Below are 20,331 nucleotides of genomic sequence, written 5' to 3' on the forward strand. Positions count from 1 at the left end.
TTCCTCCGCGCGGCGGCGAGCTATGGCACGAGCCGCAAGACCCATTCGCTCGATGATCTCTGCCGCGGGCAACAGTGAACCGCGCCGGGTTTGCCGGAGGCTCCAAACCTTGAGAAGGTGGAGCCATCATGAGCAAGACGACGAACAGGTTTTCTCCCGAGGTGCGCGCCCGCGCGGTGCGCATGGTTTTGGATCACGAAAGCGAGCATGGTTCGCGCTGGGCGACGGTGTCCTCGATCGCGGCAAAGATCGGCTGCACGGCGCAGTCACTCAATGAGTGGGTGAAGAAGGCTGAGGTGGACAGCGGCGTGCGCGCCGGCCTTCCCACCGAGGTTGCCGAGAAGCTGAAGGCTCTGGAGCGGGAGAACCGGGAGCTTCGGCAGGCCAACGAGATCCTGCGCAAGGCGTCGGCATAATTTGCCCAGGCGGAGCTCGACCGCCCGTTCAAGCCATGATCGCGTTCATCGACGATCACCGGGAGGCGCATGGGGTCGAGCCGATCTGCAAGGTGCTGCCGATCGCCCCGTCGACCTACCACGACCATGTCGCCAAGCGGCGCGATCCCTCCCGGCTGTCGGCGCGGGCGAAGCGCGATGAGGAACTCAAGGTCGAAGTGCGGCGCGTGTTCGAGGAGAACTTCCGGGTCTATGGGGTGCGCAAGGTCTGGCGGCAGCTGAGGCGGGAAGGCTTCGACGTCGCCCGCTGCGCCGTCTCGCGGCTGATGCGCCAAATGGGTCTCGAAGGGGCGATCCGCGGCAAGTCCGGTGAAGACCACGATCAGCGACAAGGCCGCTCCCTGTCCGCTCGATCAGGTCAACCGCCAGTTCCATGCCCCGGCCCCGAACAGGCTTTGGCTCTCCGACTTCACCTATGTCGCGACCTGGGCCGGCTTCGTCTATGTCGCCTTCGTCATCGACGCCTATGCCCGTCGCATCGTCGGCTGGCGGGCGAGCAGGACCGCCCATGCCGGCTTCGTTCTCGATGCCCTGGAACAGGCGCTCCATGACCGGCGCCCCGCCCATGGCGGCGGCCTGGTCCACCACAGCGACAGGGGAAGCCAATACGTGTCGATCAAATACACCGAGCGCCTAGCCGAGGCCGGCGTCGAGCCGTCGGTTGGCAGTGTCGGCGATTCCTACGACAATGCGCTCGCCGAGACGATCAACGGCCTAAAGTGATCCATCGGCGCGGGCCGTGGCGCTCCTTCGAGGCCGTCGAGTTCGCGACCCTGGAGTGGGTCGACTGGTTCAACAATCGCCGGCTGCTGGAGCCCATCGGCACATCCCGCCGGCGGAAGCCGAGGCACGCTACTACGCCATGCTCGAAGAGCCGGCCATGGCAGCGTGACTCAAACGAAACGGCCTCCGGCAAACCCGGCGCGGTTCAGCCGTCGGAGGGCCATGTGCTTCGCCATCAGTGCAGAATTTATTGTAAGCGTTTGGAATAGTTCGGGCAAAACTCGCGCTTAGGTGAAAAGAAACGGGCGCGTATCTGCGACGATTGCAATAATGGCACCTTTTATATGGGGTAGCGTTTCATTCAGCGTCCGATCTTGCAACGAGCGTTTCGGATCGCTAATGCCACATTGTGGTTTCGTATCTAGGGTGTAGGTATGATGGATGATCTTGACCGGCGGATACTCGGCGCCCTTCAAAAGAACAACAGGCTATCGTTCTCCGAGCTTGCGGACCTCGTGGGTTCGTCTGCTGCCTCATGCATGCGCCGTGTCAATAAGTTACGCGGCGACGGGGTTATCACCGCAGACATCTCCCTAGTCGACCCCAAGGCGCTCGGTAAGTCGCTGACCGTGGTCGTCACAGTGGAGCTCGATCGCGAGCGTTTAGACCTTGTCGACGACTTCAAGCGAGCAATGAAGGCGGCGAAAGAAGTCACTCAATGCTATATGGTGACAGGTGATGCTGACTTCGTTCTTATTGTAGCAGTAGAGGACGTTGAGGCCTTTGACGTTTTTGTAAAGGCCAAACTCTACACAAATCCCAATGTCCGCAAGTTCAAGAGCATGATTGCGCTGGACCGCGTGAAGTTTGAGCCCCGGTCGCTAGTGTAGGCCCTTTTAAGGCTGAACGTTTCCGCCACTTCCATCCCGTTTTTGAAGCGTGCATTGCGGCAGGGGCGCCACTTTGATCGCAATCACGGCATCGAAGTCTGCGATTTAATTGGAACACCGGGCGACCGGCGGCCGGCCACAAAAGGGGTTATGGCCCCCGCTCAAGCGGTAATCGATCGCGCTGACGACGTCTGGCACGCGCAGCGTGCTGGCGATCCGAGGTGCGCCAACATTTGAATTGCTGAACTGTGGAGCCGCTGGGCGGTTCCGCAGCGGCAAATCGTAGCCGGGCGTGCGGAGCGCCTGGTTGCAAGATTTGGAGGACTCAGGAATGACACTTGCTGCAGCCGAACCTGCAACAGCTCTCCCAGCCATAGAGCAACGCCACCGGGATCAACGGCAGTATCCCCATGGCGTAGCCTTCATGGATGGTCAGTACCTGCCGATGTCCGAAGCCAAGGTCTCCGTTCTGGACTGGGGCTTTCTGCATTCCGATGCCACCTACGATACCGTCCATGTGTGGGATGGGAGGTTCTTCAGGCTGGACCTGCACCTGGACCGGTTCTTCCGCGGGATGGAAAAGCTCCGTATGAAGCTTCCCTACAACCGCAGTGAGATCGAAAAGATCCTGTCGACCTGTGTGGCGCTATCCGAGCACAAGTCGGCGTATGTGGAAATGATCTGCACGCGAGGCGGCTCGCCCACCTTTAGCCGTGACCCGCGCCAGTCGGAGAACAGGTTCATCGCATTCGCGGTGCCTTTCGGGTCGGTTGCCAACGAGGAGCAGCTGCAGCGCGGCCTGCATGTCGCCATCAGCAACACCGTCCGGATCCCGCCCAAGTCGATCGATCCGACCATCAAGAACTATCACTGGCTCGATTTGGTGAAGGGCCTGTTCGATGCGTACGACTTCGGTGCCGAAACCGCATTGCTCGTCGACATCAACGACAACATTGCCGAGGGGCCAGGCTTCAACGTTTTCACCGTGAAGGACGGCCGCTTGAAGACACCGGCTTATGGCGTCCTTGCCGGCATTACCCGCCAGACCGTATTTGATCTATGCGACGAACTGAGCCTATCCGTCAGCGCCGGCGACATTGATCGCGACGAGCTGAAGGGCTCCGATGAGGTTTTCATCACGTCTACAGCGGGCGGGATCATGCCCGTGTCTAAGATTGACGAAACCGTTGTAGGCGACGGCAAGGTTGGCGCTCTGACTCGCCAGCTGAAAGTCCTGTATTGGGAGAAGCATGCCGATCCGGCATGGTCGACCGCGGTAAATTACCCGTAGTACCGCGATATATTGTCGAGCGTTCCTCCCCAGCGCGGGGAGGGCTGTGCCGCCGTGAGTTTGCCGATGACCGACGCTTTCATTTCTCATCTCTCGAATGAGCTCACCGGCCTGAAATCGGCCGGCCTCTACACATCCGAGCGGGTGATCACGTCGACCTAGTCGGCGCAGATCGAGGTCGGCGGGCAGAAGGTGCTTAATTTCTGCGCCAACAACTATGTCGGCCTCGCCGACAGCGCCGAGCTGCGCGCGGCGGCCAGCCAGGCGCTCGACCGCTATGGCTATGGGATGGCGTCGGTGCGCTTCATCTGTGGCACGCAGGAGGAGCACAAGGAACTCGAGGCGACGATTTCATCCTTCCTCGGCCTGGAGGACACCATCCTCTATGGCTCCTGCTTTGACGCCAATGGCGGCCTGTTCGAGACGTTACTGGGGGAGGACGATGCGATTATTTCCGATGCGCTGAACCACGCCTCGATCATCGACGGTGTGCGGCTGTCGCTTGGCAGATGGGATGGTTGCCGTCCTCCCCTAACGGCATCGCAATGTGCCAAAGTGATGTGGCGTAAGCCACAGAACAGAGAGGACGGCGGATGAAGGATATGTTGATCGGAGTGGATCTAGCAAAGAATGTTTTCCAGCTACACGGGGCGTCGATGACAGGCGATGTGAAGTATCGCAAGAAACTGTCTCGCGGGCAGTTCTTCAGGTTCATGTCAGAGCAGCCATCGGCACTTGTTGTTATGGAAGCCTGCGGCAGCGCCCATTACTGGGCGCGCGAGTTGGTGAAGCTGGGCCATGCAGTCAAGCTGATCGCGCCGCAATATGTCGGCCCGTTCGTCAAGCGGCAGAAGATGGGGTCAGAACAAGGGCGTTATCAACTTAACTCGCGTTCAGGGATTTGCGGCATAGACCCGATGTCATGAACACCGCAACCGTCAGCTACAAGCGCCATCGTTTCCCGCCGCAGATCATCGCCAATGCGGTCTGGCTCTACTACAGGTTCCCCTTGAGCCTGCGTCTGGTCGAGGAAATGCTGCTGGAGCGCGGGATCGTGGTTTCGTATGAGACAATCCGCCGGTGGGGCATCAAGTTCGGTCGGCATTACGCTCGCCGCTTGCGCCGCAAGCAGCACAGCCGAAACGATGTCTGGCACCTGGACGAGGTCGTCATCACCATCGCCGGCAGGAAACACTGGTTGTGGCGCGCCGTTGACCAGGATGGCTATGTGCTCGACGAGATCGTCCAGAACCGCCGCAACACCAAAGCGGCCAAGCGCTTGCTGACGCGGCTGCTGAAGAAGCAAGGCGTCGCGCCGAAGCGCATGATCACCGACAAGCTGCGCTCCTATGGAGCAGCCAGGCGACAGGTGATGCCGGACGTCGAGCATCGGGCGCATAAGGGATTGAACAACCGTGCCGAGAATTCGCTGCGAAAACGGGAGCGGATTATGCAAGGCTTCCGATCACCAGGAGCACTGCAACGCTTCGTTTCGATCTTCTCGGCTCTGCGCAATCTCTTCGTCCCGCCCCGCTCAAAACGCTCCGCTCTCGCTACACATATTCACCGCCTGCAGGCCATGGCGGAATGGAAAGCCGTGGCCATGGTCAGCTGACATCAGCGGCTGCAGGTCTCAACGCGTGTATATGCAGACAACGTGACATCCCCCCCATCCCGTTGAAACGGGACGACAGCCCCGGAAACTCAGCGAAATGAGTCAATTGTCGGCGGCCCTTGCTGAATGCAGGCTGCCGGAAGAGGGAGCAACTTAACCAACTTTGACCTATTAAGGGCGCGGCGACGCATGGCTATATTTTGGGCAGAGCCATAGGACGCGGCCTAATGAGTACCGTCGTGGCGAAGCCAGAGCAAGCGTATTGGATGGGTTCCCGTCCTGCGGTTGCTGACGGCATGAGCACAGGCCTGCTCGACCAGCCGCGTCGGATATCTTCGCCACTTTGCCCGACAGAACAGTCGGCTTTCAAAACTGGTTTCACGGCGTGAAACACGATTGCTCCCTCCTTCGTGTTGTTCCCGAAACGCAACGGCCAAAGGTTTCTAACCTGACACACTCCTGAGATAGGCGATGACGTTTTTGAGGTCCTCGGGATTCTTGAGGCCAGGGAACCCCATTTTGTTCGCCGGGACTTTCGCCTTGGGATTGGCCAAATATGCCATCAGGTTCGGCTCATCCCATACGAGGCCCGCTGCGCCCGCATCCTTCATGGCTTTCGAGTACGAATAGCCCGGGACGGTGCCAGCTGTCCGGCCTACAACGCCTTTCAAGGTTGGCCCGACCTTATTCGCGTCGGTATCAGCGCTGTGGCAGGCGGCACACTTTTTGAAGACTGTCTTTCCGGCCTCGATATCCTGAGCCCGGGCGACCGGAGGCAAGCACGCCAAAACCATTGTGGCGCCGACGAACAGATATTTCACGCGGGAATTCCCCGATTGAAGATACGGCAGGCGGTCGATATGTTTATAAGCCATGATCCAATCCTCGCTTAAAGTACGTTGCTCAGGCAGTCGTAAAGAAGCTCGTCGACTCACTCGGCGTAGATTTCGCCCTTGGCGTCGATGCGCAGCTCGTATTGAGGAATATTGGCCGTCGACTGGTCCCAGATCTGCTACCTTTCTCAAATGTGTGTTGTGGTCGGGACAACTAAAGGAGTGGTCATCTGCGTTGTAGTTCCATGGAAAGCTCTTGTGCGGGCGCGTGGTCGAGAATCTGACAATGTCGCGGTCCGGCCCGCGCCGTCTGGTAAACTGACGTCGAGGGTTCGTTCGGCTTCAGCCTGTTCGATGGGTATTCGACGAGTGCCAGCCCCAGTGCAGACTTTGTCTGAGTCTGCGCAGGCAGTTCCACAGGTATGGCCCTTCCTGCATCGGCAAACGTTCCTCCTCTTAGAAATTGACGGCGGCCGATGTCAGGCAGCTTGTTGCAGCAATTCATGCGTCCTACCCATTAGGCGAAATGTTATCGCAAATAGCTCTGCAACGCTTGTGCCAACGGAAAAGCCGGCGATTTCATACAAAATGCGAATGGATCCATTTCCGAGGAGTCGCAGCCAAGGCCCCGCAGACCCATATCGCAAATCGTCTGTCAGCGGTCCTCGACAGCTCGCAAAGATTGGTCGGGTAGGCGCGCTGCACCCGCGAGAAGAAGCTTTCGACCTGGTTGGTGTTCGTGCCGCCCTCGGTCTGGTAGGCCTTGGAGTGGTTCACTCGCTTCAGCTTGTTGACGCCCGCCAGATCGTTGTAGCTGCCATGCTCGTCGGAGATCACGGTTCACGGTAGCTTCGCGGGAGACGTGGTCACGGACCGCTGCCCACCTCCGTCATCGTCGCGGATGGCGCGCGTGAATGTCTGGCCGCCACGCCTGAAGCAGTTCCAGAACATGAAGCGGCTGTGCGCCTTGGCGCTCAGGGAGCGCGGTCTCGGCCGGCGGTCGACGCGGTCTTCGGCCTTGTTCTCGGGTCGGATATAGCCGCCAGCGTATTACCGTCGATCTCGACTTCGCCCTTGAGCACCATGTCTTCCCTGCGCCACGCGATCGCCTCACGTAGCTTCATGAGCATCACCCAGGCGGTCTTGAACTGCACGCCGATCTCGCGCGAGAGCTGGAGTGCGGCCTTGCCCTTGACCGAGTTCACCGAGAGGGGATGTCACGTTGTCTGCATATACACGCGTTGAGACCTGCAGCCGCTGATGTCAGCTGACCATGGCCACGGCTTTCCATTCCGCCATGGCCTGCAGGCGGTGAATATGTGTAGCGAGAGCGGAGCGTTTTGAGCGGGGCGGGACGAAGAGATTGCGCAGAGCCGAGAAGATCGAAACGAAGCGTTGCAGTGCTCCTGGTGATCGGAAGCCTTGCATAATCCGCTCCCGTTTTCGCAGCGAATTCTCGGCACGGTTGTTCAATCCCTTATGCGCCCGATGCTCGACGTCCGGCATCACCTGTCGCCTGGCTGCTCCATAGGAGCGCAGCTTGTCGGTGATCATGCGCTTCGGCGCGACGCCTTGCTTCTTCAGCAGCCGCGTCAGCAAGCGCTTGGCCGCTTTGGTGTTGCGGCGGTTCCAGTACCGATGCTACTGCATCCCGCGCCTGTCAGCGCAGGAAATCCCATCCTAACCGGTCGACCATGGATTTTTGCGCCCTAAAGTGCCGATTCCCTGATATCCAACGCCGAAGTTTTCCCGGCCAGTATTTGATTGCAAATCTCCTCGAGTGTGGACGTTGCAAACATTTAAGAAGCCTTTTCTAAAGAACGCTAAATTTACCGGTTCTCAATATCGATAAGCGGAATTCATCGAATCAATAGGGTTACCGCTCAAGAGCTGGCCGCCACTGCTGCGGATAACAGCACATGCGGCATTCAAGCCCGTTTGTACCGCGCCCTCGACCCACCCGCCGGTAAAGGAGCATCCACATCCTGCGAGATACAAGCCCCTGTCTTCTTCCGGTCTTTTTGCGGTAGCGAATTGGAAAAATAACCGTTCTGAATAGATGTCTTCACCAGGATAATTGAGCTTGAAGGCACCTACTGAATATGGATCCATCAGCCAATCGTGCTGCAGGACATGACGTTCATAGTCACCGTTAGCCGGGACTAGATGACGGGCGAAATCAGGGGAAATGGTGGCCAGATCATCGACCAGACGCTGGCACCGTTCCTTTTTGTCCAGAATGGAAAGCATTTTGTTAGCATCATCTTCCCATGTATAACTTAACAGCACCACGCCCTTACCATCCGGATCATCTGGCTGATAGTCTAGGCAGTAAACCCCTCTGGCAAGGCCATCTGACAAGATGGTTGTCGGCGAGCCCTTTTTTAACCAGAACTTGTTTTCCGTCAGCATAAACAGCTTGGAAGAGCCGGCAAGGTGAGTTTCTCTGACCGCTCGCAAAACTTCGTTAGTAAGAAAGGTTCCATCCGCCGTGAGACGATGGGCCAGCTCCATAGCTCGATTGCTGGTAGTGACGATGACGCGGTCAAAAGGCACGACCTGCCCTCCTGCGCATGTCACGAGAATCTGACCGCCCTGTTTGTAAATACGGCTTACATGACCGTAGCGGACACGCTGCCGCAAACTCACACCGTTAAGCTCCTGTTCAGCCAACCGTTTCACCAACAGGGAGATCCCTCCCATAATCAGGCGCTGATCGTCCTCGTACCCGTTAATTACTAGACGCAGTATCTCAGTAAACGCGGCTTGGTACACAGGTAAAAAGCCTCCAGATCCAATCCCCAGCGATCCGAAAAGCTCAAAATCTTCCGGCCTTTTCCAAGGTACGCGCCCTGGTGGCTGCGGTCCGGTAAAGATGGTGACGAGGGCCGAATAGAAGGAGATGTCGCGAAACGAATCTAGCCCAGGCCTGCCATGCGTCACGAGCTTGGTCAAAGCGATGCGACCGAAGCAAAGTTGTGATCTTCGCCGGTGCGGGCAGTTGAATCCCTTCGTGCACGTAACCGTCGCTTATCAAAGCCTGCCATCCTTGATGAACGCGTCTGAACAGTGGCGGCGGAGACTCGCCGGCCTGCCATAAATGACGCGCACCTCGATAGTGCACCTCGGTATCCACGATGCCCGGATCGGGGAAGGAAGCTGCGGTATCTATCCTCAATTTGTCCAGATAATGGAACAGGCAGGTTGCGCTGGAAGGAAAGCGCATAGCGCCCATCTCGGCAATGAGATGCGGTTCGCGCGGGTCGAAGATTTGTGACCAAGCCCGCCCACCCATACGATCCCGCGCCTCAAATAGCACGATGTCCGTTATTCCGGCGCGCAAAAGTTCAGTCGCCGCCACCAAGCCACTGATGCCGGCGCCCACAATGCCAACCCGCGGGCGCCGGCTGTTTTGAGCAAAGCTCCCAATACCACCTTCAGACTCGCTCAATCGCAAGAACGGTCCATAATCATACAGAAGATCGATACTCGGCAATGAATTTCTTGCGATGGTATTGTTCAGCATACCGCTCTCCGGTGATAGCTATATTTCTTGAGATCTAGTGTGGCCGCCCTCAGAATGCCTCCCCCGTTAAATTGGAACGCCGCGGCCACAGCATAACAATTTCTGCTCACCGGAGGCGCAATTAACGGTGTGTATTAGAAGAGAGCTTGCCAGCTTCTGTACTTAGTAATAATAATCACTGCAAACGCATCTCGCTAATCGAGGATTTACGCAATATTTATTTGGATTAGAATGGATTGATCAGCCGAAATACATCGCGTTCCTCTCATATGGGGAAGTCGCGCTCCTGCCACCGAGCATGTTCCAAATACTCGCGCGCGATATCTTCTATTAGTGCTTGCTAACGATTCATATTAGCTATTTCTTTCTATCACTCAATTCCCACTCATTGAATTAATATTACGTTTCATATGTAATATAATACGCTTCCTCACTGATCAGAACCCATTTGTCCATTCTCTTCGGCCGATGGACATGATGCGCCAAGGCTGGTTTTCGAGCTTGCGCCAAGCATCGCAGCAATGGGCGACGATATCGTCATAGGATTTGAAGATGCGGTTCGACAGCCAGTTTTCGCGCATGACGAGCCAGAGGTTTTCGACCGGGTTGAGCTCCGGTGATTTCGGCGGCAGTGGCAGGATGGTGATATTCGTGGGCACGACGCCTGGCGTCCTTTCCGGCAAGCAGCCTTTGGTTGCTTCCATCGACGGCTATATCACTTTGGGGGGCGAGGATGAGGCAGCTGACTACGTCGACGAAAACGGCCAGGCATGGCAGGCCACGCCCGGTGCAGTCGCGTGGCTGGCGGAGGTTACCAGAAAGCTGAAACCACGACGACGGCGTAACTGACCACCGGAACCGATGGGCGTGTTCTAATTTGGGTATACCCGGCCTGAACACCTGCCATGAACACGTCGCAACCGGAAAAGCTTGTATATTGTGGGCTCAATCTTCGTCAATGCCCGCGATCTCGGCGTCTCACGCGGTACTGTCTATCAGGTGAGGAAGGGCAAATGACGAAGGGCAGGCTCATAACCCGTCTGACGCCAGCGACATGCGAAGAGATCCAGACGCGCATGCTCGAGGTCTGCCAGAAGATCGCTGAGGACCACGGCCTGGTCATCGAGGGCGCCGGATGGCGCGACACCGGTACCGGCTTCCCCTTCGAGCCCGTGTTCCGCGTCAGCATTCCCGCTTCCGACGGCACCGCGTTCAATCTCGAAAAAGACAGGTTCAAGTTCTTGGCAGAGCACTTCGGATTGGCCCCTTCGGACTTCGGACGCGAGTTCCGCACCGGAAGCGAGCGGTTCCGGATCACCGGCATCGATCCAAAGCGGCCACGCTACCCGATCTCCGCTGAGCGAATTCCCGACCGCAGAGGGTTCAAATTTGCCGCTGAAAACGTCGCCATGCTCCTCCAAGCCAGAGAGAACAAGCCGTGACGTTCTCGGATTGTTCCGCAAGTTGGCCAGAATCGCAGCTTCGGGCCGATTAGGCCTAGTGCGGAAACCGGCAAATACGATCCCTGTGGACTGCCATCGCATCGGGCCAGATTTGATTTATTCCTGCGACCGACTCGACAAAGATCCCAGACTATTGGTCGTGCACGGAGTCGGTCGATGGGTAAACGGAAGCTTCTCAAGGCTCAAGACGGATTGAAGCTCTTCGATGTGCCGACTGACGAGGACAGCCTAATCTGACACTATACGTTGTCGCCGGCCGATCGGCTTGAAGTTGGACTGCGAAGGCGAGAGCACAATCAGCTTGGCTTTGCCGTTCAGCTCCGTCTGATGCGGTATCCAGGCAGAGTGCTAGGGCCCGACGAAATTCCGCCTCGCCTAATGCTAAAGTCCGTTGCTGAATAGATCGACGTCGACCCGGGCACTTTCGCGGTGGGCTACCTCCCCAAGAAACTCACCGTCATCTGCGATCATGTGCTGGTCGCAGACAGGCATTGCGCAGCGGTTTCCACTTTTCACGGCCACGGCCCTCACGACCGCCATAAGCGGCTTTAGCCGCTTGGTTCTTCTCCAGCCGGTCTAGGGTAAAGTCGTCCAAAATCTTGTGCAGAGATGAGGGCAGACTTGTTTATTTTCATGCCGAAAGCGTTCACGGTGATGGTTGTCGTTTGCCGCGGAATACCCAACTTTTTGTCAACTGAGAACCTTAAACCTGAGGTGATTTGTCGGTGGAAACGGGCGGCGACAAGCGCGGACGTCACTGTGGGCAACGTGCTCCGTGGAAATTGACGAGCACGATATAGCATGGAGCCGATTTAACATCGAAACCAACCTTCCGCGCTTAGAATCTGTAAACCTTGGGCAGGATATCGATGAGTAACGCTCGGCCGCTATTTCACTTATGGAAGCGCCAGGTCTTCCTGCGCGAACGGCATCGCGAATTCGATGCGTTGCTATCAACCACTAGGATGCGAACAGGAATATACCTGATCGGGTGCGGGGGTGAGGTCGTATATGTCGGCCAAACTTGGGACTTGGCGGAACGCCCCATACAAAGCCTTGGGAACTTTTATCACCGGGTACCCGATGTCTCACTCCCTTGGTCGATCGCGTTCGCGCCCTGTGATGTCTCCGAGATGGACGAACGGGAAAGCACCGCAATCCGGCGCTTCGCTCCTCGCTTCAACACGTCGATACCAAGTGTCGCGAAGAGCGAAGGCAGGATGCCGGACATTATCCGGTCGGCCGCAGTGTTCCACGATCAGGCTGGCCCCTGTGGTGCCTTCGAGCCGGAGAACCTCTTACGGCAAACCGAGATTGCAGCCGCGAACGCCAATCCACCCTGGGCGAGAAAGAGGACGCGCAGTGCGTCGCCCCGGCCACGCCGCGTCACCAATTTTATCCCGGTCGAGCTGACGAAGGAGCAGATCGCCGAGCTGGTGGCCCACCACGGCGTATCGCTTACCGAGCCACTTCGGTTTAAAATCAACCTCTGCAAGGACGGATCGGTGGTCACCAGGGATGGCGAAATCGTCGGCACGTGGGTGATGGACGAGAACGAACACCCGTCGTTTATCCCTGACGGCTCATCGGAACCCATGTTTTTCCATGTGTTTCTGGGCTCGCTGTGCCAGCGGATCGAGGATTGGCTGGAAAACGAAGCTGGCCGGGTCGCCGGCTGACGGGCAAGGGGGCTTTGCCGATTTGCGGTCTACCGAAATGAAGTAGGGCCTCAACTAGGAGGCCCAGGGTAATCAGATCGTCTTGATGTTCTCGCCTGGCTGCAGCGGGCATTCGAGGCGCTGGCGAGCCACTCGGGCTGATTGCCACGACCGCCGGCGCGGTCCGCAGCCATCCCACTGCCGAAGGTCGTAAAACATGTTGATGTTCTTAGCGAGCGTCTTGGATCAGATGGATCTCGCGCTCGAACATATCGAAAAGGGCAGCGTCCACGATGCCCGCTTTGGCCTGATGTTGACGGACAACGCCGTCGAGTTGGCGATGCACGAGCTTGCGAAGACCAAGAACGCCGAGATGAAGGCGTGGTCGCACCTGGAGGAGAAATTTCAGCACAAGAAAGGGGTCCGAACAAGATCGGTGCGAAATCGTACGCGGCCTTTATCAAAGCCCTTGTCAGACTGGAGCATCAGCCACATGGCTTTCAGCCAAACGCGCAAGGGCAGCTTGGTCGAGTGCAGCGGGGTATGGGTGGTCACCGTGAACTGGAACCGGCAATCGCCATTGGAACATTGATAAAGACCCGGTCGCGCACGCCGCTTGGAAATGGCGGACAGTTTCCCCGGAAGATCAGGAAACTGTGGATGGGATCACCAAGGTTTATCAGCGAAGAGGACAAGCTCTCGCTTCTGCAGCCAATGGAAGCGGGCGAGAATGTCAGTGAGCTGGCAAGGGAGTTCGGCATCAGCCGGCAACGGCTATACGATTGGCGCGATCGTTTGCGCCTGACCGGCAGCCTCAAGTCGCGCCGTCGTGGACGTCCCGGGAAGGCGCCAGCTGACCCGTCAGAGCCATTGCAGCAATCGGGTGAACTGGCGTCGCCACCTGAAGAGAAGGCGCTCGCCAAGGCGAGACGGCGTATCGCCGAACTGGAACAGAAAGTTGGCCAGCAGCAGCTCGATCTCGATTTTTTTCAAGAAGCCTTGCGGCATATCAGGGACGATCACCGGCAGAACACCGCGCCTGGCGGCACGGGATCTTCGAGGTCATCGAAAAAATGGCCACTGGTTTGTCGCAAGGCATTGAAAGGATGTGCTGGCTGGCTGGCGTCTGCCGGGCCAGTTATTACCGGCATTGGCAAAGTTCGGCGCCACGGAAAGAAGAGACGGCCCTGCGTGACGTTATTCAGCAGCTTGCCCTCAATAACCGTCACTATGGCTATCGACGGATTGGCGTCTTGCTGCGCCGGGAAGGGTGGCAGGTCAATCATAAACGGCTGTTGCGGATCCTGAGAGAAGATAATCTCCTGTGCTTGCGCTCCCGCCCTTTCGTCCCGATGACGACCGACTTTCGCCACGGCTGGCGCGTCGTTCCCAATCTCGCGCGTGGCATGACTGTAACCGACCTCGACCAACTCTGGGTCGCGGACATTACCTATCTTCATCTGGCCGAGGAGTTCGCCTTTCTGGCGGTCATTCTCGATGCCTTCAGTCGTAAAGTCGTAGGCTGGGCCCTCGACACGCATCTTCGGGCAAGCCTGGCCATCGAAGCTCTCGAGATGGCGATCGCTGCGCGTAATCCGGCGCCGGGCAGCTTGATCCACCATTCTGACCGCGGCGTGCAATATGCGTGTGGTGCCTATTCCGGTCTTCTCAACCTTCACGGCATCCACCCAAGCATGAGCCGCATTGGCAATCCCGCATTGCCTCGTCGAAAATGTTCCTGAATGTTCAACTGTTGCCTCACATAAGTTGCTCCCTACCGAGGGGTAAGAGCAGGGGCGACTATGGGACGGCTGAGCATGGCGACAAGGAAAGAACTGACGACGGCGGTTTCAGAGCGCTATCGTGCTTCGACGCGAGCGGAGAAGGCGAGAATTTTGGATGAGTTCGTCGTCGTCACGGGCTTTCACCGCAAGCACGCGATGCGGCTGCTACGACGCGGTGAGGGGCCGTTTGCAGGCCGGCGAGCGCGGCCGCGGATTTATGATGAAGCGGAACGCAATGCGCTCATATTGCTCTGGGAGGCGTCCGACCGCGTCTGCGGCAAGCGGCAAGGCGTTGCTGCCCGTCCTTCTCGAAGCGATGGAACGGCACGGTCATTTTGACCAAGCGCCCGAAATCCGGGGCAAATTGCTGGCGATGAGCGCGGCCACGATCGACAGGACGCTGGGACCGATCCGAGAACGCTTGGGACGTCCCCGACGACGGCCTGCAGCGCATGCCCTGCGACGGAGCATTCCCATTAGAACGTCGGCGGATTGGGACGATCCAGCGCCAGGCTTCGTTGAGGCGGACCTCGTGGCCCATAGCGGCCCTTCGGCTCGCGGCAGCTTCATCCAAACCCTCGTGCTAACCGACATCGCGACCGGCTGGACGGAATGTGCGCCGCTGCTGGTTCGCGAACAGACGCTGTTGAGCACGGTGCTCACAGAATTGCGCAAGCAACTGCCCTTCGCGCTTCTCGGCCTGGATACGGACAACGACACCGCTTTCATGAACGAGACGTTGAAGACCTATTGCGCCGCCGCCAACATCGTCTTCACGCGCTGCCGCCCCTACCGCAAGAATGACCAGGCCTTTGTCGAGCAGAAGAATGGCGCCGTGGTGCGTAGGATGGTCGGATATCGTCGGTTCGAGGGGCTGGAGGCCGCCACGCTGCTAGCGAAGCTCTACCGGTCAGCGCGGCTGTTCGTGAACTTCTTTCAGCCATCGTTCAAGTTGATCGCGAAGCAGCGCGACGGCGCGCGTGTGCGCAAGACGTATAGTCCGCCAGCTACGCCGCATCAGCGTCTGGTTGCAGACGCTCGCACCTCAGATGCAGTCCGCTCCCGTCTGCAGGAAATCTACGCCGGGCTTGATCCTGTCCTGCTATTGCGCGATATCCGTGCCGTGCAGGAGCGACTCGCTGCGCTTGCCGATGCCGATACTCCGCCCGCCATGCGCCCTGACGGAACAGCTCAGCCAATCGACCTTTTCCTGGCGAGTTTGCGGACTGCCTGGAAGGACGGAGCTATCCGGCCGACGGATCGCCCGATTGTGAAAGCCAAAAGGGGGCGGCGGCGTCCTGACCCTCTCGTCAAGGCGACTGCGGACTTACGAAATTGGTTCGAAGCCGAACCATGGCGAAACCGGCAGCGAACTTCTGTCACGACTGCAGGCCGAGTATCCCGGCGATTACCCGGACAAACTGCTTCGAACGCTTCAGCGCCGGCTAAAGGTCTGGCGCAGCGAACAGGCGGACGCGTTGCTGTTTGGCCCCTTGAACAAGGAGCCGCCGATCCTGGAGATCGCGGGGCCACACTGAGGCGCCGTGGCGCTCGCTAAGGAGGCCGGGCGCTGCGAAACCCCGGCCATCTCCGCGCCCGGCCTCCTTAGCCCCAAGCCGGGAGCAAAATGGATGAGGCAACGCTCGAATCTCGAGGAACATCGTTACGTGAGGCAATACGGCATCTCATCCTGATCGTCGCGCTATAGAGTTCCAGGCCTACATCGCCTTCCAACAATGCCAGCCTGATCAATTACGGCGAGAGCTACGGCCCGGAGAGCGCATCAGCGCCTCTGTCGTGAAAAGAGCTGTTCTTCTTGGCCCCAGCCATGGAGCTCAACGTCCCGCGTCGGAGCGCTCTCTGCTTCTGAAGGAGGCCATCAGCTCCGCTCGGGCTTGATCGGAGGCTTGGCTGATGGACGTCGTGGTTGCTTCGCTCGGCTGCCGCCCCATGGCGCTTTGCGGATTATCAGTCCTCTGCCTCTTCGCTGGCCGCAACAGCGCTGTTGAATCTTCATTGTTGATGATGACGCCCCCGCTGTTCACGAGGTTGCTCCTGTCAAGTGTACTCGTCAGCTCGTCCTGGGCCTCGCGCGTCTTGCCCAAGTGCCGTTCAAACGGCGCTGGCGCGATTTGTCGGGCTTGCTGCTCTTGCAACACGGCGTGTTGCACCTGCGACCCGGCTGCTGCAAAAGCATCCGCGGGGATTGCGGCAAGCTCGTGCGGCAAGCGCTCATCCCTCAGTCGGTTTTGCAGCGCCTGCCGGTCGGGGACGAGGTCGTCGAGGTGCAGCGGCCGCTGCCGTTCCGGCCACTCTTGGTTCGCCAATCTCTGAACCAGCGCGCGCGTGCCGTCCACCACGAAGACGCCGCAATCAACACCGTTGTTCTGCTGCGCCATGGCGGGTGTCACCAGGGTGGTCGCGTCCAGTCTTGCTGCGAGCTCTCGTGCAGGCGCGTCATTGTATCCCCGTCCATCGCGACGATGGATGGAGTCGTAGTGATAGGCGACCGCTCTCTCCGGGTCGCGGCGATCAACGAGCAGCAGCGACCAATGCTCGTTGCGTCCATCAGTCGCCACCGTAGCCAAAGGATTGCCACTGTTCACCGGCAGGAACACGAAGTCGGCTGCGACGTCGTTTTGATGATAGATGGACAGCAATGTAAGTTGCGGGTCCCGGTCGTGACGGCGCAGTTGCTGGGAGACCAAGGGATCCACCAGCCGCGTTCGGGCGGCGAGCGCTGGGTGGGCCTGCAGGCTCTGCTCCAGCAACTGGTAATCCCTACTGATATGGGCGTCATCCAGCAGGTCGGGGCCGAGCACCGCCCCCCGGGGGAGATTGGACGAACCTGACGGAAGCGCTGCGATCTGTGCATCGGAGGAGGTGGTCAGATCGACCAACGGAACACCGCGATAGCTGTCTGACAGCATGGCGGTCGCAGGCAAGGCGTGTCCTGGAGCCCTTGCCGGTAATGCTGCCGCTGCAGCTGCACTCATCGGGCCGCGATCGACGAGCCAAAGGTCGTTGCGCCCTTCCGCATCCGGCAAGAGGCCATAATGGTACAAGGAAGAGAGCATTGCGTCTGGAGCGGGTTGAGTCCTATAGCCTTCAGGGACGGTGAATGAGACGTTTGTGGAGTTCTCGATCGCAGCGGGGGCTGCCTCAGACCTTGCAAAGGACCCGGCCTCCGCATGCAGCCTTCCGATGTGTTCGGACCATGTCCCTTGAAACGGCAGCCCTTGCAAAGGCAATTCACCAAACTGCTGCATGGGGGGCTGCATCGGCACGCGGCCGCCTTCGCTCAGCGGCTGCTGAATGGCGATGCTTTGCGGATTATCAGTCCACTGCCTCTCCGCTGGCCGCAACGGCGCCGTCGAATGTTCATTGTTGATGAACCGCTCGGGTGGCAGGAGGTCGCCCTGGTCAAGCGCATCCGGCCAGGGCCGGTGTTGGCTGGCAGCTAACGCTGGCGGGGCGGCGGCCTCAACTCCGGCGTGCCCAGAGCCGGCCGCTGCGAAAGCGTCCGCCACGATGCTGTTGTGGTCACCCGGTCCAGCGGGCATCCCTGGGTCGCTGAAAAAAGACGAGGCGGCTTGATCATCCTGCCGTCGCTGAAGCACTTCGCGGAACCCATGTTCCACTCGCAGGAGCTTCTCTGGATTGGTTGGCGGCTCGTCAGCTCGATCATCGAACAGCGGCCGGAGCGCCTCGGGAACCCCGTCTGACGCGCGCTCCGCAGCGCGAACCCGTTGCAACGCGAAGATGAGATTGCTGTCGCCCGGAAACAACCCCTCGGCGAATTTGATCCGCGAATCATGATCCAGCCCAGAGATCGTCTGGCCCCGACTCTCAAGCGCCTCAGAAAATTTGCGAAGATTACGACCATAGTCAGCACGAGTGCTCGAGGCCAAGCTGTCACTGGTCACTTGTTCCAGGACATGCGCGTCTGCCTTTGAGGGCACCGGCGCTGGCCGCCCGACAGTCGCTGAATAGCCCGGCTCATGATACGGACGCAGGACGTTCAAAGCCTTCTTCAAATAATCGTTTTTCGGGAAGAAAGCATCGAGGTGATCGACCAGGGATTGGTGATTTTTTAGATCAGTCGCTTGGCCACGAGCGCCGAGATCATTCGCCAATCGGCGAAGTGCATACGTGTAATTTCGGAGCGTGCTCTCGCTATATTTTTGCTGAGCCGCAGCGTGGGCGATCGCCTTATCAATAAGGTCCCGGTGTTCGTCGGATAGATGGGGATAGCCGGTAGCACGGACGCCACTCGCGACAGGAGCCGGATCGGCTCGGCGCGGCTCGGCCACGTGCTGCTCAAAGCCCGCTTGCCGGGCCTGGCCCGCATCCGGCAAGGGGTCATGGCGGTCCAAGGAAGAGAGCATCGCGTCTGGGACTTGAGTCCCATGGGAGAAGCCTTTGGGGACGGCGAACGAGACGTTTATGGAGTTCTCGATCGCAGCGGGGGGTGCCTCAGACCTTGCGGAGGGCGCGGCCTCCGCATGCAGCCTTCCGATGTGTTCGGACCCTGTCCCTTGAACGGTTACCCCTTCCAATGGCAATTCACCCAACTGCTGCATGGGGGGCTGCATCGGCACGCGGCCGCCTGAATTGCCGATTTCGCTCAGCGGCTGCTGAATGGCGGCGGCTTGCGGCGTATTCAGGGCCCTCTGCCTCTCCGCTGGCCACAACAGCGCTGTGGAATGTTCATTGTTGATGATCACCCACTCGGGTGGCTGGTTGCCCTGGTCAAGCGCATCCGGCGAGGGCCGGATCTGCTGTTGGCTGGCTGCTAACGCTGGCGGGGCGGCGGCCTCAACTCCGGCGTGCCCAGAGCCGGCCGCTGCGAAAGCGTCCGCCACGATGCTGTTGTGGTCACCCGGTCCAGCGGGCATCCCTGGGTCGCTGAAAAAAGACGAGGCGGCTTGATCATCCTGCCGTCGCTGAAGCACTTCGCTCAACCCCTGTTCCAGTCGCAGAAGCTCCTCTCGACTGGTTGGCGACTCATCAGCTTGATCGAACAGCCTCCGGGCCGTTTCGAGACCCCCGTCTGACACGGGCTCCGCATCGCGAACCCGTTGCAGCGCGGAGAGGAGATTGCGGTTGCCTGGAAACAACCTCTCGGCCAATTTGATCCGCGAATCGTGATCCAGCCCAGAGATCGTCTGGCCCCGACCCTCAAGCGCCTCAGAAAATCTGCGAAGACTACGAGCATAGACAACACGGCTGCTCGAGGCCAACCTGCTGTCACTGGTCACTTGTTCTAAGATATGCGCGTCTGGCCACCGGCCAGTCGCTGAATAGCCCGGCTCATGAAACGCACGGAGGACGTTCAACGCCGTCTTTATATCATTGTTTTTCGGAAGGAAAGCATTGACGTGATCTACCAAGGATTGGTGATTTTTTAGATCAGACGCTTGGCCACGAGCGCCGAGATCATTCGCCAACTGGCGAAGTGAATACGAGTATCTTCGGAGCGTGCTCTCGCTATATTTTTGCTGAGCCGCAGCGTGCGCGATCGCCTTATCAATAACGTCCCGGTGTTCGTCGGACAGATGGGGATAGGCGGTAGCACGGGCGCCAGGTGAGGCGGACTCCGCATCGCGAACCCGTTGCAACGCGAAGATGAGATTGCGGCTGTCTGGAAACAACCTCTTGGCGAAGTCGATCCGCGACTCATGATCCAGCCCAGAGATCGTCAGGCTCTGACTCTCAAGCGCCTCAGAAAATCTGCGAAGAGTACGACCATACTCGGCACGGCTGCTTGGGGCCAAGCTGCTGTCACTGGTCACTTGTTCTATGATATACGCGTCTGCCTTTGAGGGCACCGGCGCTGGCGGCTCATGATACGCACGCAGGACGTTCAACGCTGTCTTTATATCACCGTCTTTCGGCAAGAAAGCATCGACGTGATCGACCAGGGATTGGTGATTTTTTAGATCAGTCGCTTGGCCACGAGCGCCGAGATCATTCGCGAATCGGCGAAGTGTACGCCTGTAATTTTGGAGCGTTATCACGCTCAATTTTTGCTGAGCCTCAGCATGGGCGATCGCCTTATCAATCACGTCCCGGTGTTCGTCGGACAGATGG

At 58.7% G+C, this 20,331-nt stretch carries 15 protein-coding genes, 9 pseudogenes and 1 other annotated feature; of the genes and pseudogenes, 13 read left to right on the forward strand and 11 right to left on the reverse strand.

What is annotated here, in order from left to right; translation table 11 throughout:
* Positions 1-128 precede the first annotated feature (128 nt).
* From AC0L2A_RS34095 to AC0L2A_RS34120, 6 genes and pseudogenes are all read left to right on the forward strand, one after another.
* Positions 129-1,347: pseudogene (locus tag AC0L2A_RS34095) on the forward strand (IS3 family transposase).
* Positions 410-526 (forward strand) — a sequence feature (AL1L pseudoknot). (Overlaps the previous pseudogene by 117 nt.)
* Before the next feature lie 265 nt (positions 1,348-1,612).
* On the forward strand, positions 1,613-2,068 hold the full coding sequence (locus AC0L2A_RS34100; RefSeq protein ID WP_473612584.1) for an Lrp/AsnC family transcriptional regulator: 456 nt from the start codon (positions 1,613-1,615) through the stop codon (positions 2,066-2,068).
* A gap of 331 nt (positions 2,069-2,399) precedes the next feature.
* On the forward strand, positions 2,400-3,359 hold the full coding sequence (locus AC0L2A_RS34105) for an aminotransferase class IV (protein ID WP_473612586.1): 960 nt from the start codon (positions 2,400-2,402) through the stop codon (positions 3,357-3,359).
* Between the two features lie 66 nt (positions 3,360-3,425).
* A pseudogene (locus AC0L2A_RS34110) lies at positions 3,426-3,860 on the forward strand (aminotransferase class I/II-fold pyridoxal phosphate-dependent enzyme); the annotation flags it as partial.
* 92 nt (positions 3,861-3,952) lie between these two features.
* Positions 3,953-4,213: pseudogene (locus AC0L2A_RS34115) on the forward strand (IS110 family RNA-guided transposase); the annotation flags it as partial.
* 68 nt (positions 4,214-4,281) lie between these two features.
* Positions 4,282-4,974, forward strand: a complete 693-nt coding sequence (locus AC0L2A_RS34120) for an IS6 family transposase (protein WP_473612587.1) — start codon at positions 4,282-4,284, stop codon at positions 4,972-4,974.
* Positions 4,975-5,417: 443 nt separating this feature from the next.
* On the opposite strand, the gene AC0L2A_RS34125 is transcribed toward AC0L2A_RS34120, so the two are convergent.
* The 8 genes and pseudogenes from AC0L2A_RS34125 to AC0L2A_RS34160 form a co-directional block, all read right to left on the reverse strand.
* Complete coding sequence (locus AC0L2A_RS34125) at positions 5,418-5,768, reverse strand: c-type cytochrome (protein WP_473482474.1); 351 nt, start codon at positions 5,766-5,768, stop codon at positions 5,418-5,420.
* 618 nt (positions 5,769-6,386) lie between these two features.
* Positions 6,387-6,644, reverse strand: a complete 258-nt coding sequence (locus AC0L2A_RS34130; protein ID WP_473612588.1) for a transposase — start codon at positions 6,642-6,644, stop codon at positions 6,387-6,389.
* 137 nt (positions 6,645-6,781) lie between these two features.
* Positions 6,782-7,012 carry a hypothetical protein gene (locus tag AC0L2A_RS34135; RefSeq protein WP_473482424.1) on the reverse strand — a complete coding sequence of 77 codons (231 nt, stop codon included), beginning with the start codon at positions 7,010-7,012 and terminating at the stop codon, positions 6,782-6,784.
* Between the two features lie 58 nt (positions 7,013-7,070).
* A pseudogene (locus AC0L2A_RS34140) lies at positions 7,071-7,433 on the reverse strand (DDE-type integrase/transposase/recombinase); the annotation flags it as partial.
* A gap of 213 nt (positions 7,434-7,646) precedes the next feature.
* Entirely contained in the window at positions 7,647-8,711 is a 1,065-nt protein-coding gene (locus tag AC0L2A_RS34145; protein WP_473612597.1) for an NAD(P)/FAD-dependent oxidoreductase, read from the reverse strand.
* Entirely contained in the window at positions 8,626-9,333 is a 708-nt protein-coding gene (locus AC0L2A_RS34150; protein ID WP_473612590.1) for an FAD-dependent oxidoreductase, read from the reverse strand. The genes AC0L2A_RS34145 and AC0L2A_RS34150 overlap by 86 nt, the downstream gene beginning before the upstream one ends.
* Positions 9,334-9,598: 265 nt before the next feature.
* Positions 9,599-9,664, reverse strand: a complete 66-nt coding sequence (locus AC0L2A_RS34155) for an isopentenyl transferase family protein (protein WP_473612598.1) — start codon at positions 9,662-9,664, stop codon at positions 9,599-9,601.
* 106 nt (positions 9,665-9,770) lie between these two features.
* Positions 9,771-9,992 (reverse strand): annotated as a pseudogene (locus AC0L2A_RS34160) (transposase); the annotation flags it as partial.
* Between AC0L2A_RS34160 and AC0L2A_RS34165 the strand changes: the two are divergent.
* The 4 genes and pseudogenes from AC0L2A_RS34165 (at position 9,886) to AC0L2A_RS34180 (ending at position 12,475) form a co-directional block, all read left to right on the forward strand.
* Complete coding sequence (locus AC0L2A_RS34165; RefSeq protein WP_473612599.1) at positions 9,886-10,182, forward strand: hypothetical protein; 297 nt, start codon at positions 9,886-9,888, stop codon at positions 10,180-10,182. The pseudogene AC0L2A_RS34160 and the gene AC0L2A_RS34165 sit on opposite strands and share 107 nt — an antisense overlap.
* A 227-nt stretch (positions 10,183-10,409) precedes the next feature.
* The gene (locus AC0L2A_RS34170) at positions 10,410-10,775 is read left to right on the forward strand and encodes a hypothetical protein (RefSeq protein ID WP_473612591.1); all 366 of its coding nucleotides are present in this window, start codon (positions 10,410-10,412) and stop codon (positions 10,773-10,775) included.
* Between the two features lie 177 nt (positions 10,776-10,952).
* Positions 10,953-11,195: pseudogene (locus AC0L2A_RS34175) on the forward strand (DUF4158 domain-containing protein); the annotation flags it as partial.
* A 734-nt stretch (positions 11,196-11,929) separates the two neighbouring features.
* A complete protein-coding gene (locus AC0L2A_RS34180; RefSeq protein ID WP_473612592.1) occupies positions 11,930-12,475 on the forward strand; it encodes a hypothetical protein in 546 nt (181 codons plus the stop codon).
* A 426-nt stretch (positions 12,476-12,901) separates the two neighbouring features.
* Here AC0L2A_RS34180 and AC0L2A_RS34185 read toward each other — a convergent pair.
* Positions 12,902-13,078 (reverse strand): annotated as a pseudogene (locus AC0L2A_RS34185) (IS1595 family transposase); the annotation flags it as partial.
* A 36-nt stretch (positions 13,079-13,114) separates the two neighbouring features.
* On the opposite strand from AC0L2A_RS34185, the pseudogene AC0L2A_RS34190 reads away from it, so the two are divergent.
* A pseudogene (locus tag AC0L2A_RS34190) lies at positions 13,115-13,306 on the forward strand (helix-turn-helix domain-containing protein); the annotation flags it as partial.
* Between the two features lie 9 nt (positions 13,307-13,315).
* Here the strand turns inward: AC0L2A_RS34190 and AC0L2A_RS34195 are convergent.
* The gene (locus AC0L2A_RS34195) at positions 13,316-13,477 is read right to left on the reverse strand and encodes a hypothetical protein (RefSeq protein ID WP_473612600.1); all 162 of its coding nucleotides are present in this window, start codon (positions 13,475-13,477) and stop codon (positions 13,316-13,318) included.
* A 50-nt stretch (positions 13,478-13,527) separates the two neighbouring features.
* On the opposite strand from AC0L2A_RS34195, the gene AC0L2A_RS34200 reads away from it, so the two are divergent.
* Entirely contained in the window at positions 13,528-14,196 is a 669-nt protein-coding gene (locus tag AC0L2A_RS34200; RefSeq protein ID WP_473612594.1) for an IS3 family transposase, read from the forward strand.
* Positions 14,197-14,256: 60 nt separating this feature from the next.
* A pseudogene (locus AC0L2A_RS34205) lies at positions 14,257-15,776 on the forward strand (ISNCY family transposase).
* A gap of 297 nt (positions 15,777-16,073) precedes the next feature.
* Here AC0L2A_RS34205 and AC0L2A_RS34210 read toward each other — a convergent pair.
* On the reverse strand, positions 16,074-20,033 hold the full coding sequence (locus AC0L2A_RS34210; protein WP_473612595.1) for a Ulp1 family isopeptidase: 3,960 nt from the start codon (positions 20,031-20,033) through the stop codon (positions 16,074-16,076).
* Between the last annotated feature and the right edge of the window lie 298 nt (positions 20,034-20,331).

The sequence above is a fragment of the Mesorhizobium sp. WSM4844 genome (assembly GCF_055811775.1).

Coding starts and splice junctions, on each gene's coding strand:
- AC0L2A_RS34100 (WP_473612584.1), top strand. CDS start 1,613: ATGATGGATGATCTTGACCGGCGGATACTCGGCGCCCTTCAAAAGAAC.
- AC0L2A_RS34105 (WP_473612586.1), top strand. CDS start 2,400: ATGACACTTGCTGCAGCCGAACCTGCAACAGCTCTCCCAGCCATAGAG.
- AC0L2A_RS34120 (WP_473612587.1), top strand. CDS start 4,282: ATGAACACCGCAACCGTCAGCTACAAGCGCCATCGTTTCCCGCCGCAG.
- AC0L2A_RS34125 (WP_473482474.1), bottom strand. CDS start 5,768: ATGGTTTTGGCGTGCTTGCCTCCGGTCGCCCGGGCTCAGGATATCGAG.
- AC0L2A_RS34150 (WP_473612590.1), bottom strand. CDS start 9,333: ATGCTGAACAATACCATCGCAAGAAATTCATTGCCGAGTATCGATCTT.
- AC0L2A_RS34165 (WP_473612599.1), top strand. CDS start 9,886: ATGCGGTTCGACAGCCAGTTTTCGCGCATGACGAGCCAGAGGTTTTCG.
- AC0L2A_RS34170 (WP_473612591.1), top strand. CDS start 10,410: ATGCTCGAGGTCTGCCAGAAGATCGCTGAGGACCACGGCCTGGTCATC.
- AC0L2A_RS34180 (WP_473612592.1), top strand. CDS start 11,930: ATGGACGAACGGGAAAGCACCGCAATCCGGCGCTTCGCTCCTCGCTTC.
- AC0L2A_RS34200 (WP_473612594.1), top strand. CDS start 13,528: ATGGCCACTGGTTTGTCGCAAGGCATTGAAAGGATGTGCTGGCTGGCT.